Below are 17881 nucleotides of genomic sequence, written 5' to 3' on the forward strand. Positions count from 1 at the left end.
CGAGGGGCGTCAACGACGCCCCTCGACCAGTCGTTCAGGCTGCCTTGCGGTTGTCGACGGAAAAAGCGCCGGGACCGGAGAAGAACAGGTAAAGGAAGACGAAGCAGAACAGAATCGCGGCGTCGCCCTGATTGACGGCCGGGAAGAAGCTGCTCGGGGCATGCGCCATGAAATAGGCGACCGCCATTTCACCGGCGAGCAGGAAGGCGACCGGACGCGTCAGCAGGCCGACGAGAATCAAGATGCCGCCGATCAGTTCCAGAAGGGCGGCAAACAGCATCAGCGGCGGCAGCGAGCCGGACATCTGTGACGCCGGGAAACCGAAAAGCTTCATTGTGCCGTGCTCGATGAACAACAGCGCGGCGATGATTCTGAGAGCGGCCAACCCATAGGGGCGATAGGCAGAAAGACGCTCGAAACTTGACATTAAACCTCTCCATTAAAACAATACGGCCGAGCGTTAGCCTGTCATCGACACGGATTGAACACACGGATTGCTGACAGCCGTTCACTTTTTCGACAGGAGGCAAACACTTGAGCCGACGGTTTTATTCATCGGTCTCCTTCAGAGCGGGATGTTGTCATGTTTCTTCCAGGGATTGGTGAGATCCTTGTTACGCAGCATCTTCAGGCCGCGAGCCAGCCGACGCCGGGTTGAATGCGGCATGATCACCTCGTCGACATAACCGCGCTCGGCGGCGACGAAGGGTGACAGGAACCGGTCCTCGTACATTTTCGTATGCGCGGCGATCTTTTCCGGATCGGCGATATCCTTGCGAAAGATGATCTCGACCGCACCCTTGGCGCCCATCACGGCGATCTGCGCCGTCGGCCAGGCATAGTTGAGGTCGCCGCGCAGATGTTTCGACGCCATCACGTCATAGGCGCCGCCGAAGGCCTTGCGAGTGATGACGGTGAGCTTCGGCACCGTCGCTTCGGCATAGGCAAAGAGCAGCTTGGCGCCATGCTTGATGAGGCCGCCATATTCCTGCGCCGTCCCCGGCAGGAAGCCCGGCACGTCGACGAAGGTGACGATCGGAATGTTGAAGCAGTCGCAGAAGCGCACGAAGCGCGCTGCCTTGCGCGAGGCGTCGCTGTCCAGCACGCCGGCCAGCACCATCGGCTGGTTGGCGACGAAACCGACGGTGGAGCCTTCGACGCGGCCGAAGCCGCAGACGATATTGCCGGCAAAGCTCGCCTGGATCTCGAAGAAATCCCCCTCGTCCGCCACCTTCCGGATCAGTTCCTTGATATCGTATGGCTTGTTGGCGCTGGCCGGCACCAGCGTATCGAGCGACATATCGACCTCTGTCACCGACTGGTAACATTCGATCTCCGGCAGCGGCGCGGTATTCGAAAGCGGCAGGAAATCGATCAGCCGGCGGACCTGCAGCAGCGTTTCGACATCATTCTCGTAGGCACCGTCGGCAATCGAAGAGCGCGTCGTATGGACCACGGCGCCGCCAAGCTCTTCCGATGTCACCGTCTCGTTGGTCACCGTTTTCACCACGTCAGGGCCGGTGACGAACATGTAGGAGGTGTCGCGCACCATGAAGATGAAATCGGTCATGGCGGGCGAATAGACGTCGCCGCCGGCGCAGGGGCCCATGATCACCGAAATCTGCGGGATCACGCCGGAGGCGAGCACATTGCGCTGGAACACTTCGGCATAACCGCCGAGCGCCGCCACGCCTTCCTGGATGCGGGCGCCGCCGGCATCATAGATGCCGACGATCGGCGCGCGGTTCTTCAGCGCCATGTCCTGCACTTTCATGATTTTCTCGGCATGCGCTTCCGACAGCGAGCCGCCGAAGACGGTGAAGTCCTTGGCGAAGACGAACACCGTGCGGCCGTTGACGGTGCCCCAGCCGGTGACAACGCCGTCGCCGGCAACACGGCTCTTGTCCATGCCGAAATCGGTGGAGCGATGTTCGACGAACATGTCGAATTCCTCGAAGGAGCCTTCGTCGAGGAAGAGGTCGATGCGCTCACGCGCCGTCAGCTTGCCGCGTTTGTGCTGGGCATCGATGCGTGCTTCACCGCCGCCGAGGCGGGCGATGCCGCGGCGCCGTTCCAGTTCCTCGAGAATTTCCTTCATACGATCTCCTCGCCGCTGTAAGCGGCAATCCGGCGGTCAATGCTAAAGCATGTCGCGCAAAACTGTGCAGCGGTTTTGCGGCAACGACAATGCGTACAAACAAAGAGCCAAAGCGCAAAGAGCGAATCTGAAAGATCGCGACGCGCTTTAGCGGCCGCGCCCGCTGAGCGAGAATACCGAGCGTATTCTTGCTGCAACGTCATCGGCCAATATCGCGTCGGCAAGCTTGGGGTCGGCGGCGATGCTGGTCACGTCGAAGGCGCTGACGGCGATAACCGAGCCGTCCTCGACCGAGGCAGCGTCGATGCTGATCTTGGCGACATTGCGGTCCTTCTGGAAGCCGAGGCCTTTCTCGATGGATACCACGCGGATCGTCAGCACCACCCGAGGCAGCACGGTATCGCGGGTGGTGACGTTGATCGCGGCGTTGACGCGGTCGTTAATACCGGAAAGCAGCGCGGCCGGCATGTTCGGGCCGGAGAGGACGACGGCGCTGCGCACGTCGTACATCGGTGCCTCCGGCTTTTGGGCCGAGAGGCTGGCGCAGGCCGTGAGCGCCACACAAAAGAGTGTGGCCCGGCAAAAACACGACCTCAGCCAATTCATTACAAAATCCCGCACGCCCCATTGGAGTCGCAGATTTCGTCATAATGCCCGGGAAGGCAATATGTTTCAGGTGCTTAGGGCGAAAAAAACATCCGTCGCCGCCTTGAACTCGGCAAAGCGCTTGGCGCGGCGCTCCTCGGCCTCCTCGTCATTGCCCCAATGCTCGATCGTCCAGTCTTCATCGAGATGGGCAAGCGACCAGGCCTCCTCCATCGTCAAGCGGCCGCAGGCGAAGGCAAGCGCCAGGATCGCCGAACCTGTGAGCGTAGTGACGGTGTGGAGTGCTGCAAGCGCCATCGGGCTGTCAAATCTGGCGAGCGTCACGGCGAAGGCGGCCGTCGCCTCGCGCGGCTGCTCCTGAGGCATCACGCCTTCGATGAGGATGAAGCGGGCGCCGAGATCATTCGCCGCCCAGTCGACCACGGGATCCCAGCGCTCGGTCTGGCGCTCGACCAGCAGTTCCGGCCCATCGGCCCGGTAACAGATGAGGTCGCTGGAGGAAAAACGCAGGATATCCTCGAAGATCGCCTGCTTATTGGCGTCCACGCCGTCGAGTGCCGTATTGACGAGCCGCGTCACCGGCATGGTCATGGGATTGATCTCTTCGCCCTGCGCCTGCCACTCGGCGGCGACAAGCCGCGCCAGCGCCTCCGTGGGAACGGCGAGAACCTGCCGTGCCGGCGTGCGCACCGTCTTGCCGTCGAGCATAACCGCAAAACTGCCCTCGTGCGCGCCAACAGCGACATCGGTGTAGAAGCGCTTCGGCAGCGGCTTGTTCATCTGGATCTGCGCCCGCCGGATGGGATCGGGATGGCTCAGGCCTTCGGAAAGATCGTTCAGCAGATCGCGCATGGGCTCACCTCAGGAAAAATGGCGCAGTATCTCGTTTGGATGATAGGCGATCGCATCGGCGCCGTTGGCGATCAGCTCATCCACGCTGGCATAACCCCAGGCAACGCCGATCGCCTTGGCGCCTGCGGCCTTTGCCATCTGCATATCGTAAATCGCATCGCCGATGACAATGGCATAGGTGGCATTGATGCCGGTTTCGTCGCAGCATTCCGTCACCATGGCCGGATGCGGCTTTGACGGGCAATCGTCTGCGGTGCGCGCAACGATGAAAGATCGGTCGAAGCCGTGCGTCTCCATCACGAGGTTCAGCCCGCGCCTGGATTTGCCTGTCACCGCGCCGATCAGCAGATCTTCGCGCCCGCTGATTGCGTCGATCATTTCACGAATGCCGGGAAACAGCGGCTCCCGGTAGTCGAGATCCTGACGCACGATCGAGAACAGCGATTTGTAATGCGCCGTCATGTCGATATCTTCCGGCTCGACATGTGGCTTGCCCTGCATGCGGGCAATCGCGATATCGAGCGACAGGCCGATAATGGCCTTGGTATCCTCGAAACGCGGTTCCGGCTTGCCGAATTTCTCGAAGGTGCGACGCATGGTTTCATGGATCAGCCCGGCGCTGTCGACCAGCGTGCCGTCGCAATCGAAAAGCGCGAGTTTCATTCACTGTCCCTTTCAGCGCCGGCAAGGTCGAGACCGAGAAGATTCCAGGTCTGCACCATATGCGGCGGCAGCGGCGCGCTGACGCGCAGGCGGCCGCCGGAGGGGTGCGGAATGTCGATGTGGCGCGCGTGCAGATGCAGCTTCTTCTGGACGCCGCCAGGAAAATCCCAATTCGGATCATCGTCGAAATATTTCGGATCGCCGATGATGGGATGGCCGATATGCAGGGCATGGACGCGCAACTGGTGGGTACGGCCGGTATAAGGCTCCATCTCCAGCCATGCGAGGTTCTGTGCCGCCGTCTCTACCACGCGGTAGAAGGAAATCGCATGGTCGGCGCCGTCCTCGCCGTGTTTGGCGATGCGCATGCGGTCGCCGTCGGCGGTCGGTTCCTTGACGAGCCAGGTCGAGATCTTGTCCTCGTGCTTGCGCGGCACGCCCTTGACCAGCGCCCAATAGGTCTTCTTGGTATCGCGCTCGCGGAAGGCGGCCGTCAGCTTCTGTGCGGCGCCACGCGTGCGGGCGATGACGAGAACGCCTGACGTATCGCGGTCGAGGCGGTGAACGAGCCGTGGCTTTTCCCCCTTCGGGCTGGTCCAGGCTTCGAGCATCTGGTCGATATGCCGGGCGACACCGGAGCCGCCCTGCACCGCAATACCCGGCGGCTTGTTGAGCACGATGACCTTGTCGTCCTCATGCAGCACCATGCGCGACAGCAGTTCGAAATCCGACGAATGTTTGAGATCCCTGCCGGCGATCGGCCCGGATTTGACCTTGGCATCGACATCCAGCGGCGGCACCCGCACCGTCTGCCCGGGCTGCACGCGCGCATCCGATTTGACACGTCCGCCGTCGACGCGCACCTGGCCGGAGCGCAACAGCTTCTGCAGCGGGCCGAAACCGAGCCCGGGAAAATGCACCTTGAACCAGCGATCGAGCCGCATGCCGGCTTCGTCGGGTTCAACCTTGATATGTTCTATGCCAGCCATAAAAAATCTTTCGGAAATTGCTGCGCGGGCCGAGCCGGCGTTCTTGCCGCAGCCTTTAGAGCATTTTCACGCAAAACGGAAACCGGAATCAGGCAAAAGCGCGGATGACGGCAAGCCCGGCGATGACGGCCACCATCGAAAGCCCGACGCTGGCAACGATATAGACACCGCCGGCCACGGCCTCGCCGCGCTCGAACAGCGAGATCGCATCCAGCGAGAAGGCCGAGAAGGTGGTGAAACCGCCAAGGAAGCCGGTGATCAGCAACAGGCGCAGTTCCACCGAAGCGTTGAATTTGCGCGCGATCAGTTCGGCGAAAACACCGATGACGAAGCAGCCGACGACGTTGACGGTAAGGGTGCCCCAGGGAAAGGCCGGACCCATGAGCCGCAACGACCACTGGCCGACATAATATCTGAGAAGGGAACCGATAGCGCCGCCAACGGCAACGAGAAGAGCCTGGATCATCGACCGGATTTATCGCAACTCCGCCGAGATTCCAATCGGGACGGAACGAATTCTTACCATCCGGTAAAATGCCAATGATTTTATTATGATGGCGCCAAGATCATGCCGATACGCTGGCGGCATGACCCAGCTCCTGTCCGTATCGGCCAACACCGCTGCCATTGCCTTCGAATCGCTGAGGATCCCTCAACGTGTGGCGACCAGCACTGCCGCCCGCGATGCGCGGCGCATCGCCGACCGGCAATTGAAGGCCGACAGCGCCGATCAGGCCGAGGAGCCTTCCAGCATCATCCAGTCGACGGAAGTGGCGCTCGACCTGATGGCCAAAGGCAATCGCCAGCCGCAGGCCGGCCTCAAGCAGGCCTTGCAATCCTACGAAGAGGTCTGAGGCACCGCCTCAACGGCAAGCCCGCAAGCCCGGTTGCGACACCGCAACCACCTGCGGGCTCTTTGTCTTACGACGGCGTCGTTCACTTGCCCTGCGCTGACAGCACTTGCAGCACCACGTCGACTTTGCCGGCCTTTTCGAAGGTCAGCGTCAGCGGCACCGTATCGCCCCGCTTGAACGGCGTCTTCACCTTCTGGAACATCAGATGCAGGTTGCCGGGTTCGAGCTTGACCGTCTCGCCGGCGGCAATCGCGATGCCGTCCTTCAACTGGCGCATCCGCATGACATTGTCCTTCGTCACCATTTCGTGGATCTGAACCTCGCCTGCGGCAGCCGACGTCACGGACACCAGCCGATCATCCGTCTGGCCGTTGTTCTTCACCGTGAAGAAGCCGCCGCCGACCGGCTGGCCGGGCAGCATCGCCTTGGCAAAACCGCCGGAGACTTCGAGATCGCCGACCTTGACCGTTTCGCCGGCCGGCGCCGCTGCCATCCCGGACATGTCCATGCCGGTCTTGCCGGACATGTCCATTCCGGTTTTACCGGACATGTCCATGCCGGCCATGTCGTCATGCTCGTGACCTTGGCCTTCGCCGGCAACGACCTTCAACAGCGGCGCCGGGCTTTTCAGGCCGTGCGCGTCGCCGCCGTCCGCAGCCACCTGATCCCAGGCCTGGACCGTATCACCGCATATCTGCGTCACCGGAAAGGCGAGCGAAGTGCCGGCCTCGACGCCCGAAACTTTGCCCTGGATGACGAAGGTGTCGTAGAAATCGTCGGAGAGATTGCCGCTCTTCCAGCGGATCTCGACGGCGCCTGCCTTCACCTTGTCGCCGTGATTGTCATAGCTCTTCTGGTAATCGCCTTTGATCACCTCGAGCTCCCAGCCGGCCTTCGGCTGCGGCTTGGCGAAGACGAAGCCTTCCGGCAGCTTGACCCGCACTTCGGTGGTCGCCTTGCCGTCGCAGCCATGCGGCAGCTGCAGCGTCGCGAGAATGGTGCTCTCCTGCGTCGCTTGCCCGTCGAGGAAAGTCACATGCGCCTCTGCGCCGGCAATGGCGGTTGCGGAAACAAGGGCGGCAAGCCCGAATGTCTTGCCAAAGGTCGTGCCAGATTTTTTGATAGTCTTCATCGGATATCTCCTCGCCGGCCACAGACTTCTCCTGAGCGGACCGGCATGCTGCGTCATAGGTTGCGGCGGCAGATCAGGCGAGGACGGGCGGCGCGCGGGAATTCGGCCGGATGACGGCGCTTGCGCCTGTAATGGCCGAGGTTTCGATCGGCGAATTGATGAGCGAACCGAGCTTGCGTTCGAGCCAGGAACCCGCATCGGGTGCCGGTAGAATGAGGCAAGCCGATAGCCGGCAGGCTTCACAATTCGGCTTGAAAGCGACGGTCTTGCCATCGGCGTCCCTCACCGTGACGCAGAGCGAGGCGAAGGTGCCGTCCGGCAGCATATAGGCGGCAGCATGGTAGCCTTCGGAGGCAATGGCTTGTGGCGCCTGATGGGCAAGACCGAGCAAAGCCAGGCTCAATGCGCAAAACATGCGCAGGAAGAGCGTCGCTTTCAATTCGGTCCGCCGCATGAGATCCCCTTCAACAGCAAGCCGCGATAGCCGGTTTCGCCCCCGAATGCAAAACCAGATTTGCCGCAGTTTAAGGCCTGCTTGGAATAAGACGACAAAAATTTGCTCGGTGACGACATTTGGCGCTTGCCAAGTGCCACAGCCGCCGGATAATTGCGCCAACCTTGTTGGGAGAATCCGGTGCTTTCGCCACCGGTGCCGAAGGAGCAACCGCCCCGGAAACTCTCAGGCCAAAGGACCAGCAAGGGGCAGACGGAACTCTGGAGAGAAGCGTTCTCGAAACGCTCGCCGAAGGGATAACAATCTCAGGCAAAGGGACAGAGGGGGCTCAGGAGAGAAGTGCGCAGCCGCGCCTTCAGATTTGAGCCCGCGCCTTCGTAAGAAAGCGCAAACCCCGGAGGCGTCTTTTGGACGATACTGCTGCCCTGAAGAAAACCCCGCTGCATGGCCTGCATCTTTCGCTTGGCGCCCGCATGGTGCCGTTCGCAGGCTACGACATGCCGGTGCAATATCCCGCCGGCGTGATGAAGGAACATCTTCATACCCGCACCGAGGCCGGCCTCTTCGATGTCTCCCATATGGGCCAGGTCATCGTGAGGGCAAAATCGGGCCGCTACGAGGATGCGGCGCTGGCGCTCGAAAGCCTGGTGCCCGTCGACATTCTCGGCCTTGCCCAAGGCCGCCAGCGCTACGGCTTCTTCACCGACGACAGCGGCTGCATTCTCGACGACCTGATGATCACGCATCTCGACGACCATCTTTTCGTCGTCGTCAACGCGTCCTGCAAGGAGGCCGATCTCGCCCATCTGCAAGCCCATATCGGCGACCGCTGCGACATCACCCTTCTCGATCGCGCTTTGATCGCGCTGCAGGGTCCGCGCGCCGTCGAGGTGCTCGCCGAACTCTGGGCGGATGTTGCGGCGATGAAATTCATGGATGTGCGCCACTGCCGCCTGCACGACGTTTCCTGCCTGGTCTCGCGCTCCGGCTATAGCGGCGAAGACGGCTTCGAAATCTCGATCCCGGCAGACAAGGCGGTCGATGTCACCATGCGGCTGCTCGAGCATCCCGATGTCCAGGCGATCGGCCTCGGCGCCCGCGACTCGCTGCGCCTCGAAGCCGGCCTCTGCCTCTACGGCAACGATATCGACACAACCACCTCGCCGGTCGAGGCCGCACTTGAATGGGCTATGCAGAAGGCGCGGCGCTCGGATGGCGTACGCGCCGGCGGCTTCCCGGGCTCCGGCCGTATTCTCTCCGAACTCAAAAACGGCGCAGCCCGCCGCCGCGTCGGCCTGAAGCCGGAAGGCAAGGCGCCGGTGCGCGGCCATGCCAAGCTCTATGCCGATGCCGAGGGCAAGGCCGAAATCGGCGAAGTCACCTCGGGCGGCTTCGGCCCCAGCGTCGAAGGCCCCGTCGCCATGGGCTATGTGCCGGTCTCCCATGCTGCGGCCGGCACGCTCGTCTACGCCGAGGTGCGCGGCAAATATCTGCCGATCACCGTCAGCGCCCTGCCCTTCGTTAAACCGACCTACAAACGCTAAACCTTTTCCAGAGAGGACGAACAATGCTGAAATTCACCGAAGAACATGAATGGCTGCAGATCGAAGGCGGCGTCGCGACGGTCGGCATCACCACCTATGCCGTCGAACAGCTCGGCGACCTGGTTTTCGTCGAACTGCCGGAAGTCGGCGCGACCTTCTCCAAGAACGGCAATGCCGCGACCGTCGAATCCGTCAAGGCTGCTTCCGACGTCTATTGTCCGCTCGACGGCGAGATCACCGAGGTCAATCCGGCCATCGTCGCGGATCCGTCGCTGGTCAATTCCGATCCTCAAGGGGCGGGCTGGTTCTTCAAGCTGAAGCTTGCAAATGCCGCCGATGCCGACGGCCTGCTCGACGAGGCCGCCTACAAGGAGCTCACCGCGTAATGACGACGCCGACCGAATTCCAGTTTACCGACTATCAGCCCTACGATTTTGCCAATCGCCGTCACATCGGCCCCTCGCCGGCCGAGATGACCGACATGCTGAAGGTGATCGGCTATAACAGTCTCGACGGGCTGATCGACGCGACGCTGCCGCCCGCTATCCGCCAGAAGGCGCCGCTCGTCTGGGGCGCGCCGATGACTGAGCGCGAGGCGCTCGACAAGCTGCGCGACACCGCCAACAAGAACAAGGTGCTGGTCTCGCTGATCGGCCAGGGTTATTACGGCACGATCACGCCCCCCGTCATCCAGCGCAACATCCTGGAAAATCCCGCCTGGTACACGGCCTATACGCCCTACCAGCCGGAGATCAGCCAGGGTCGCCTGGAAGCGCTGTTGAACTACCAGACGATGATCTCGGACCTCACCGGCCTCGACGTCGCCAATGCCTCGCTGCTCGACGAGGCGACCGCCGCGGCCGAAGGCATGGCGATGGCCGAGCGCGTCTCCAAGTCGAAGGCAAAAGCCTTCTTCGTCGATGCCGACTGCCACCCGCAGACCATCGCCCTCATCCGCACCCGCGCCGAGCCGCTCGGCTGGAGCGTCATCGTCGGCAATCCCTTCACCGATCTCGACCCCGTCGACGTCTTCGGCGCGATCTTCCAGTATCCCGGCACGCATGGTCACGTGCATGATTTCACCGGCCTGATCGCCCGCCTGCATCAGACCGGTGCCATCGCGGTCGTCGCCGCCGATATCCTGGCGCTGACGCTGCTGAAATCGCCCGGCGAAATGGGCGCCGATATCGCCGTCGGCTCCTCGCAGCGTTTCGGCGTCCCGGTCGGTTACGGCGGCCCCCATGCGGCCTATATGGCTGTGAAAGACGCCATCAAGCGCTCCATGCCCGGCCGCCTCGTCGGCGTCTCCGTCGACGCCCGCGGCAACCGCGCCTATCGCCTGTCGCTGCAGACCCGCGAGCAGCATATCCGCCGCGAGAAGGCGACCTCCAACATCTGCACCGCCCAGGTGCTGCTCGCCGTCATGGCCTCGATGTATGCGGTCTTCCACGGCCCGGACGGCATCAAGGCGATTGCCCAGCAGGTGCACCAGAAAGCCGTGCTGATGGCCAAGGGCCTGGAGAAGCTCGGCTACAAGATCGAGCCGGACAGTTTCTTCGACACCATCACCGTCGATGTCGGCCATATGCAGGGTCTGATCCTGCGTGCCGCCGTCGCCGAAGGCGTCAATCTGCGCAAGGTCGGCGAAACCGGGATCGGCATGAGCCTCGACGAGCGCACGCGGCCGGCAACGCTCGAAGCCGTCTGGCGCGCTTTCGGCGGCAATTTCACCATTGCCGATTTCGAGCCGTCCTACCGGCTGCCCAAAGGCCTGCTCCGCACCAGCGATTACCTCACCCATCCGATCTTCCACATGAACCGCGCCGAAAGCGAGATGACGCGTTACATCCGCCGGCTCTCCGACCGCGATCTGGCGCTCGACCGCTCGATGATCCCGCTCGGCTCCTGCACGATGAAGCTGAATGCGACGGCGGAAATGCTGCCGATCACTTGGCCGGAATTTTCCGACATCCATCCCTTCGTGCCGGCAGATCAGGCGCTCGGCTATCGCGAGATGATCGACGACCTGACGGAAAAGCTCTGCGCCGTCACCGGCTACGATGCCTTCTCGATGCAGCCGAATTCCGGGGCGCAAGGCGAATATGCCGGCCTGCTGACGATCCGAAACTTTCATATCGCCAATGGCGAGGGTCATCGTGACGTCTGCCTGATCCCGACCTCGGCGCATGGCACCAACCCGGCCTCGGCCCAGATGGTCGGCATGAAGGTGGTGGTCGTCAAGGTGCGCGAGAATGGCGACATCGACATCGACGATTTCCGCGCCAAGGCCGAGGAGCATGCCGCAAACCTCTCCTGCTGCATGATCACCTATCCCTCGACGCATGGTGTCTTCGAGGAAACCGTCAAGGAAATTTGCGATCTCGTCCACGCCAATGGCGGCCAGGTCTATCTCGACGGCGCCAATATGAACGCCATGGTCGGCCTGTCCCGTCCCGGTGACATCGGCTCCGACGTCTCCCATCTCAACCTGCACAAGACCTTCTGCATCCCGCATGGCGGCGGCGGCCCCGGCATGGGCCCGATCGGTGTCAAGGCGCACCTGGCTCCCCACCTGCCCGGCCATCCCGAGACCGACGGCCGTTCCGGTGCGGTCTCGGCCGCCGCCTTCGGTTCGGCCTCGATCCTGCCGATCTCCTGGAGTTACTGCCTGATGATGGGCGGCGAAGGCCTGACCCAGGCGACCAAGGTGGCGATCCTCAACGCCAACTACATCGCCACCCGGCTGAAGGGCGCCTATGACGTGCTCTACAAGTCTAAGACCGGTCGCGTCGCGCATGAGTGCATCATCGACACGCGCCCGCTGGTCGACAGCGCGGGCGTTACCGTCGACGACGTCGCCAAACGGCTGATCGACTGCGGCTTCCATGCACCGACCATGAGCTGGCCGGTTGCCGGAACGCTGATGATCGAGCCGACGGAAAGCGAGACCAAGGCCGAACTCGACCGTTTCTGCGAGGCAATGCTGGCGATCCGCGAGGAAGCCCGCGCCATCGAGGAAGGCCGTATGGATAAGGCCAACAATCCGCTGAAAAACGCACCCCACACGGTGGAAGACCTCGTCGGCGAATGGGATCGTCCCTACAGCCGGGAACAGGCCTGCTTCCCACCCGGCGCCTTCCGCGTCGACAAATACTGGTCCCCGGTCAACCGCGTCGACAATGTCTACGGCGACCGCAACCTCATCTGCACCTGCCCGCCGGTGGAGAGTTATGCGGAGGCTGCGGAGTAATATTCGGCAAATCCCTCCCGCAATTTGGGAGGGATTTCAACTTGCTGATGATTTCGTCCTCGGCTTTGTGCCGAGGATCTGTTGCGTATCGATCGCCGACGCCTGCCCCTCATCCGGCTGCCGCCCCCTTTTCCCCGTTCTGACGGGGAGAAGGGACATGCCGCACCGCCGCGCCTCTCAAGCCTCTCATAGGGCACGTCCCCTCGCCCTTAGGAAGGGCAGCTACCGGCTTCGCGATACGCTCAAATTTAACCTTTCTTAGCAAGTCTCTGTTAGCAATTCAAAATGGGCGATTTTTCTCCAGGAGGAATGTTGCCGTCGACCTTTGTTTTGCGTGCAGGTTCTCATGCGTCCATCGGCTTTGCCAGCAATTCTCCTCGCCACCCTGATCCTGTCGGGATGCGCCGCAAGTTCCGGCGCCGAAGATGTGCTTACCCCTGTGCCGTCGGCAGAAACGACCAATGCGATCACCAAACCGAGCAGCCCGATCCCGGCTGCGTCGGTCGGCAGTCCCGCATCGCAGGCAAGCGCGCCGCAGGAAGCGTTGAGCTGGACGGGGCCGGTTCCGGAGCCGCAGGCGCTCGTGCCCGCAGGCGGGGCCGTCGGCATGCCGATGCCGACGGAACGGCCGGTGGCGATGCTCATGCCCGCCGAGCCGGGGATCGATCCCGACGTCGGTACGAAATCGCCGACGCGCTCGCGAATTTACGGCCACCGCTTCCGCGATGCCAAACCGATCAACTTCGGCAAGACTTCGCCGAGAAAGCTTGCCGTGCATGGCGTCGACGTGTCGCGGTGGCAGGGCGAGATCGACTGGGAGACGTTGCGCAATCAAGGCGCGAACTTCGTCTACATCAAGGCGACGGATGGCGGCGATCACCTCGATCCGATGTTCAAGAAGAACTGGCGCCGGGCCAAGGAAGCCGGCCTGAAACACGGCGCCTATCACTTCTTCTACTGGTGCCGGACAGCCGGTGAACAGGCCGACTGGTTCATCCGCAACGTACCGCGGGAAGCAAACGCGCTTCCGCCTGTGATCGACGTGGAATGGAACGGCGAATCGAGCTGCAAGCGGCGCATCTCCCCGGCTCGCGTCCGGGAAAAGATGCAGGTCTTCATGGACAAGCTGGAGCGCTATTACGGTCAGCGCCCGATCATCTACACGGCGCCGGATTTCTATCGCGACAATCTGAAGGGTGAGATGCTCGACTATCCCTTCTGGCTGCGCTCGGTCGCCGCTCACCCGTCCAAGGTCTATCCCGGCAGGAAGTGGCTCTTCTGGCAATATTCCGGCTCGGGCCTTTCCGACGGCGTCGATGGCAAGATCGACCTCAACGTCTTCAACGGCAATGAAAGCGATTGGCACGACTGGGTGGCGTCGCGGTAGCCAATGCCGCCTCCAGATCCCGTTCCGTGCCAATTCGGTGCAGATGCAGCGGCAGAACGTGCTCGTCTGCAGGTCTTTGCTAACGTAACGGCTTCAGCATTCCCTAAGCCCTTGCATGTACAAGAATTTCTTCCAGTCCTGGGGAAACAGCAATGAGCATATCGGGTATTACGAGCGCGGCGCTTTCGGGAATGCGGGCACAGACGACACGCGTCGGCGCAATTGCCAGCAATATCGCAAACAGCAGCACATCAGGTTATGCCAAGCTGAGCACCAGTCTCACCTCCGTCGAACCAGGCGGGGTCCAGGCAAGCGTCAACTCAACGGATTCGGACGTCGATCCTGCCACAGAACTGACCGACCTGATCGAATCCGAGCAGAGCTACAAGGCAAACGCCGCGGTCTTCGAAACCGGCGCCGATATGTGGGAAATGCTGATGAGCATCAAGCGCGACTGAGCTCCCGTATTTTACCGGTATGTAGCCGGCGAAGAATTCTCGCATGCTTGAACGGCTGAGAGCATGTCGCGCAAAACTGTGCAGCGGTTTTGCGGCAACGACATGCGGCGCGAAGAGCGAATCTGAAGATTGCGACGCGCTTTAGGAATGCGCAGGTTCGCTCTGGCGCTGTGCGGCAAGCGCCGCGAGATCGGCGGGTTTCAACTCGACGGATTCACCGCAGCCGCAGGCCGAGGTCTGGTTCGGATTGGTGAAAGTGAAACCGGAACGCAGCGTCGTCTGCTCGAAGCCCATTTCGGTGCCGAGCAGATAGAGCACAGCCGATGGTTCGACCCAGACCCTGGCGCCGTCGCGCTCGATCAGATCGTCTTTGGCATTCGGCTCGGTCACCAGGTCGATGGTATATTCCATCCCGGCGCAGCCGCCCTTCTTGATGCCGACGCGAACGCCCTTGGCCTCCGGGCCGGAATTTTCGACGATCGCCTTGACGCGGGCCGCAGCCCCATCCGTCATGCTCATCACTGCAAAGCCCATCGGCTTTTTCTCCTTCCGCAACCGGGGTCAAGATCCGGCGCTTCGTGATTCAAAATGTAGTCTTCCGAGGTAAACGGATCAATACCACGGTACTGCGCCAGTATCACGCCGGCTCAGTACCAGCCGACAGCGACTTGCGCCTCCTCAGACATGCGGTCCGGTGTCCACGGCGGATCGAAGGTCATTGCGACCTCGACGCCCGAGACGCCCTCGACGGCGCCGACGGCATTTTCGACCCAGCCCGGCATCTCGCCGGCGACCGGGCAACCGGGCGCGGTCAGCGTCATCATGATCTTCACCATCCGGTCGTCCTCGATATCGATCTTGTAGATCAGACCGAGTTCGAAGATATCGGCCGGGATTTCCGGATCGTAGACGGTCTTCAGCGCGCTGATGACGTCGTCGCTGAGCCGCGCCAGTTCATCGGCCGGGATGCTGGAATGCACGATGCCTTCGCGCACGTCGATTTTTTGTTCGGTTTCGTCCAGGCTCATCACGGACACTCCTCAGGCAAAGAACTTGCGCGCATATTCCAGCGCATCGGCCAGCGCATCGACCTCGGCGCGGGTATTGTACATGCCGAAGGATGCACGGCATGTGGAGGTGACGCCGAAGCGTTTCAAGAGCGGCATGGCACAATGCGTGCCGGCACGCACCGCAACGCCCTGCCGGTCGATCACCATCGAGACGTCATGGGCATGGATGCCAGCAAGCTCGAAGGAAAAGATACTGCCCTTGTCGGACGCTGTCCCGAACACCCGCAGCGAATTGACCGATTTCAGCCGTTCGACCGCGTAGGAGGCGAGATCGGCCTCATGGCGGGCAATCGCCTCGCGGCCGACCTTCTCCATGTAATCGAGCGCATAACCGAGCCCGATCGCCTGGACGATCGGCGGCGTGCCGGCCTCGAAGCGATGCGGCGGATCGTTGTAGGTGACAGTGTCCTCGGCGACTTCGAAGATCATCTCGCCGCCGCCCTGGAAGGGGCGCATCTGGGAAAGCCGCTCCTTCTTGCCGTAGAGCACGCCGATACCCGACGGGCCGTAGAGCTTGTGGCCGGTCATGACGTACCAGTCGCAATCGATATCCTGCACGTCGACCGGCAGATGCACCGCGCCCTGGCTGCCGTCGATCAAGACCGGGATACCGCGCTCATGCGCGATGCGGCAGACCTCCTTGACGGGAACGATCGTGCCGAGCGCATTCGACATATGGGTGATGGCGACGAGCTTGGTGCGCTCCGTCAGGCTCTTCTCGAAATCCTCGATGTGGAAGGCGCCCTCGTCATCGACAGGCACCCAGACGAGCTTGGCGCCCTGCCGCTCGCGGATGAAGTGCCAGGGCACGATGTTGGAATGGTGCTCCATGATCGTCAGGACGATCTCGTCGCCCTCGCCGATCTCAGGCATACCCCAGCCGTAGGCGACGGTGTTGATCGCTTCCGTCGAATTCTTGGTGAAGACGATGTCGTTGACCGAAGGGGCGTTGAGAAAACGGCGCACCTTCTCGCGCGCCGCCTCATAGGCATCCGTCGCTGCATTGGAGAGATAGTGCAGGCCGCGATGCACATTGGCATATTCATGGGTGTAGGCATGCGAGATGGCGTCGATCACCACCTGCGGCTTCTGTGCCGAAGCGCCGTTATCGAGATAGACCAGCGGCTTGCCATGGACCTTCTCCGCCAGGATCGGAAAATCCCGGCGGATGGCTTCGACATCGTATGGCGTGGCCGGCACGATCTTGTCCATTTGATATATCCGATCAGGCGTGCTTTTCGAGCCAGGCCGAAATCACGCCTTCCAGCGCCTCGACCAGGGCTTCGTCTTCCAGTTCCTCGACGATTTCGGCGACGAAGGCGTTGACCAGCATTGCCCGCGCCTTGTTCTCCGGAATGCCGCGCGCCATCAGGTAATAAAGATGGTTGGCGTCGATATCGGTCACCGTCGCGCCGTGGCCGCACTGAACGTCGTCGGCGAAGATTTCGAGCTCGGGCTTGACCGAAAACTCGGCGTCGTCGGACATCAGCAGCGTATTGCAGGCCATCTTGGCATCGGTCTTCTGCGCATCGGGCGCAACCCGGATCATGCCCTGGAAGACGCCCTTGGCGCGGTCGAAGACGACGTTGCGGATCACTTCGGTCGAGCCGGTATGCGGCACGTCGTGGCCGAGCACCATCGTGACGTCTGTATGGCTTTCGGCGCCGAGCAGGTTGATGCCGCGCAGCGTCAGATCGGCGCCCTCGCCCGTCACCTTGATATGCAGTTCCTGGCGCACCAGCTTGCCGCCGGCGTTGATGACGAACAGCCGAAGCTTGGCATCGGCGCCGAGATCGATGCGGATCTGGCCGAGATGCGTATCCTCTGCCGCCTGCTGCTGCAGGATGATCCAAGTCAGTTCCGCGCCTTCGCCGATCGAGATGTCACTGATGTGGGACACCAGCGCGGCATCACCGGTCACCGCACGGTGACGCTCGATGACGGTCGCCTTGACGTGTGCCCCGAAGGAAACCGGAAGGCGTGTATGCGTCTGGCCGCCAGCGTGAACGAACTGGATTTCCAGTGGGTTTTCAAGTTCGGTATCGGCTGGCACATCGACGACATAGCCGTCGCGCACGAAGCTGCCATTGATGCGGCCGATCGCATCGTCGCTGCCGAGCGCATCGAGGCTTTCCGCGGCTGAGCCGTCGAGCAGACGTTCAGAATATGTGGAAATGCCGAGGTCGGCGACAGCGGCCTTCTGGTTGGAATGGCCCTGGATCACCGCCAGCACCGCGGAATCGGCAACAAGCGGCTCCAAAGCCTCTGAGCCGGCATCACCAACCTGCTGCGGGACATTGCGCAGAAGATTTTTGAGATCGGTATAATGCCAGGCTTCGATGCGCCGCGTCGGCAGGCCGGCCTTCTTCAGGTCGTCGAGAAGCCGGTCGCGCAGGGCCGTCACCGCGCCGTTGCCCGGCAGATCGCCGATCTGCTGGTTGAAGGCTTCGATCAGCGCCGCTTCGGCCGCGGTCAGGCGGCTCGTCGTCTGCATGTTCATGGACGTCGTCCTTTCCACCCGAAC

19 protein-coding genes and 1 riboswitch are annotated in these 17881 nt (G+C 62.0%); of the genes, 6 read left to right on the forward strand and 13 right to left on the reverse strand.

What is annotated here, in order from left to right:
* Nucleotides 1-34: 34 nt before the first annotated feature.
* The 7 genes from GGD57_RS01630 to crcB all read right to left on the reverse strand — a co-directional run bounded on the left by GGD57_RS01630 (nucleotide 35) and on the right by crcB (nucleotide 5674).
* Nucleotides 35-427 carry a DoxX family protein gene (locus GGD57_RS01630; protein WP_184466205.1) on the reverse strand — a complete coding sequence of 131 codons (393 nt, stop codon included), beginning with the start codon at nucleotides 425-427 and terminating at the stop codon, nucleotides 35-37.
* A 138-nt stretch (nucleotides 428-565) separates the two neighbouring features.
* Nucleotides 566-2098, reverse strand: a complete 1533-nt coding sequence (locus tag GGD57_RS01635) for an acyl-CoA carboxylase subunit beta (protein ID WP_184466206.1) — start codon at nucleotides 2096-2098, stop codon at nucleotides 566-568.
* A gap of 147 nt (nucleotides 2099-2245) precedes the next feature.
* Nucleotides 2246-2704: a hypothetical protein gene (locus GGD57_RS01640; RefSeq protein ID WP_184466207.1), complete on the reverse strand. Its 459-nt coding sequence runs from the start codon at nucleotides 2702-2704 to the stop codon at nucleotides 2246-2248.
* 66 nt (nucleotides 2705-2770) lie between these two features.
* Entirely contained in the window at nucleotides 2771-3556 is a 786-nt protein-coding gene (locus GGD57_RS01645; protein ID WP_184466208.1) for an ATP12 family chaperone protein, read from the reverse strand.
* 9 nt (nucleotides 3557-3565) lie between these two features.
* The gene (locus GGD57_RS01650) at nucleotides 3566-4219 is read right to left on the reverse strand and encodes an HAD-IA family hydrolase (RefSeq protein WP_184466209.1); all 654 of its coding nucleotides are present in this window, start codon (nucleotides 4217-4219) and stop codon (nucleotides 3566-3568) included.
* On the reverse strand, nucleotides 4216-5208 hold the full coding sequence (locus GGD57_RS01655; RefSeq protein WP_085737349.1) for an RluA family pseudouridine synthase: 993 nt from the start codon (nucleotides 5206-5208) through the stop codon (nucleotides 4216-4218). The genes GGD57_RS01650 and GGD57_RS01655 overlap by 4 nt, the downstream gene beginning before the upstream one ends.
* Before the next feature lie 88 nt (nucleotides 5209-5296).
* Nucleotides 5297-5674 (reverse strand): fluoride efflux transporter CrcB, encoded by a 378-nt coding sequence (gene crcB, locus GGD57_RS01660; RefSeq protein ID WP_184466210.1) that lies wholly within the window; start codon nucleotides 5672-5674, stop codon nucleotides 5297-5299.
* A gap of 121 nt (nucleotides 5675-5795) precedes the next feature.
* Between crcB and GGD57_RS01665 the strand changes: the two genes are divergently transcribed.
* Nucleotides 5796-6062 carry a hypothetical protein gene (locus GGD57_RS01665; protein WP_010064965.1) on the forward strand — a complete coding sequence of 89 codons (267 nt, stop codon included), beginning with the start codon at nucleotides 5796-5798 and terminating at the stop codon, nucleotides 6060-6062.
* 82 nt (nucleotides 6063-6144) lie between these two features.
* On the opposite strand, the gene GGD57_RS01670 is transcribed toward GGD57_RS01665, so the two are convergent.
* A complete protein-coding gene (locus GGD57_RS01670; protein WP_184466211.1) occupies nucleotides 6145-7194 on the reverse strand; it encodes a copper chaperone PCu(A)C in 1050 nt (349 codons plus the stop codon).
* Nucleotides 7195-7267: 73 nt separating this feature from the next.
* Nucleotides 7268-7648 carry a hypothetical protein gene (locus tag GGD57_RS01675; RefSeq protein WP_184466212.1) on the reverse strand — a complete coding sequence of 127 codons (381 nt, stop codon included), beginning with the start codon at nucleotides 7646-7648 and terminating at the stop codon, nucleotides 7268-7270.
* A gap of 158 nt (nucleotides 7649-7806) precedes the next feature.
* Nucleotides 7807-7899: riboswitch (glycine riboswitch) on the forward strand.
* Nucleotides 7900-8055: 156 nt separating this feature from the next.
* Here GGD57_RS01675 and gcvT point away from each other — a divergent pair.
* From gcvT to GGD57_RS01700, 5 genes are all read left to right on the forward strand, one after another.
* Nucleotides 8056-9192 carry a glycine cleavage system aminomethyltransferase GcvT gene (gene gcvT / locus GGD57_RS01680; RefSeq protein WP_184466213.1) on the forward strand — a complete coding sequence of 379 codons (1137 nt, stop codon included), beginning with the start codon at nucleotides 8056-8058 and terminating at the stop codon, nucleotides 9190-9192.
* A 23-nt stretch (nucleotides 9193-9215) separates the two neighbouring features.
* Entirely contained in the window at nucleotides 9216-9578 is a 363-nt protein-coding gene (gcvH, locus tag GGD57_RS01685) for a glycine cleavage system protein GcvH (protein ID WP_085737354.1), read from the forward strand.
* Nucleotides 9578-12442 (forward strand): aminomethyl-transferring glycine dehydrogenase, encoded by a 2865-nt coding sequence (gcvP, locus tag GGD57_RS01690; protein ID WP_184466214.1) that lies wholly within the window; start codon nucleotides 9578-9580, stop codon nucleotides 12440-12442. The genes gcvH and gcvP overlap by 1 nt, the downstream gene beginning before the upstream one ends.
* A 346-nt stretch (nucleotides 12443-12788) precedes the next feature.
* Nucleotides 12789-13829, forward strand: coding sequence for a glycoside hydrolase family 25 protein (locus tag GGD57_RS01695; protein ID WP_184466215.1), 1041 nt, complete (start codon nucleotides 12789-12791; stop codon nucleotides 13827-13829).
* A 152-nt stretch (nucleotides 13830-13981) separates the two neighbouring features.
* Complete coding sequence (locus GGD57_RS01700) at nucleotides 13982-14287, forward strand: flagellar basal body rod protein FlgC (protein ID WP_184466216.1); 306 nt, start codon at nucleotides 13982-13984, stop codon at nucleotides 14285-14287.
* A 141-nt stretch (nucleotides 14288-14428) separates the two neighbouring features.
* Here GGD57_RS01700 and sufA read toward each other — a convergent pair whose 3' ends face one another.
* The 4 genes from sufA to sufD all read right to left on the reverse strand — a co-directional run bounded on the left by sufA (nucleotide 14429) and on the right by sufD (nucleotide 17857).
* Complete coding sequence (sufA, locus tag GGD57_RS01705) at nucleotides 14429-14821, reverse strand: Fe-S cluster assembly scaffold SufA (protein WP_003586280.1); 393 nt, start codon at nucleotides 14819-14821, stop codon at nucleotides 14429-14431.
* 113 nt (nucleotides 14822-14934) lie between these two features.
* The gene (locus GGD57_RS01710) at nucleotides 14935-15315 is read right to left on the reverse strand and encodes an SUF system Fe-S cluster assembly protein (protein WP_184466217.1); all 381 of its coding nucleotides are present in this window, start codon (nucleotides 15313-15315) and stop codon (nucleotides 14935-14937) included.
* 12 nt (nucleotides 15316-15327) lie between these two features.
* Nucleotides 15328-16569, reverse strand: coding sequence for a cysteine desulfurase (locus tag GGD57_RS01715; protein ID WP_184466219.1), 1242 nt, complete (start codon nucleotides 16567-16569; stop codon nucleotides 15328-15330).
* 13 nt (nucleotides 16570-16582) lie between these two features.
* Nucleotides 16583-17857, reverse strand: a complete 1275-nt coding sequence (sufD, locus tag GGD57_RS01720; RefSeq protein ID WP_184466221.1) for a Fe-S cluster assembly protein SufD — start codon at nucleotides 17855-17857, stop codon at nucleotides 16583-16585.
* Between the last annotated feature and the right edge of the window lie 24 nt (nucleotides 17858-17881).

The organism is Rhizobium esperanzae, from assembly GCF_014197615.1.
GTDB classification, from domain to species: domain Bacteria; phylum Pseudomonadota; class Alphaproteobacteria; order Rhizobiales; family Rhizobiaceae; genus Rhizobium; species Rhizobium esperanzae_A.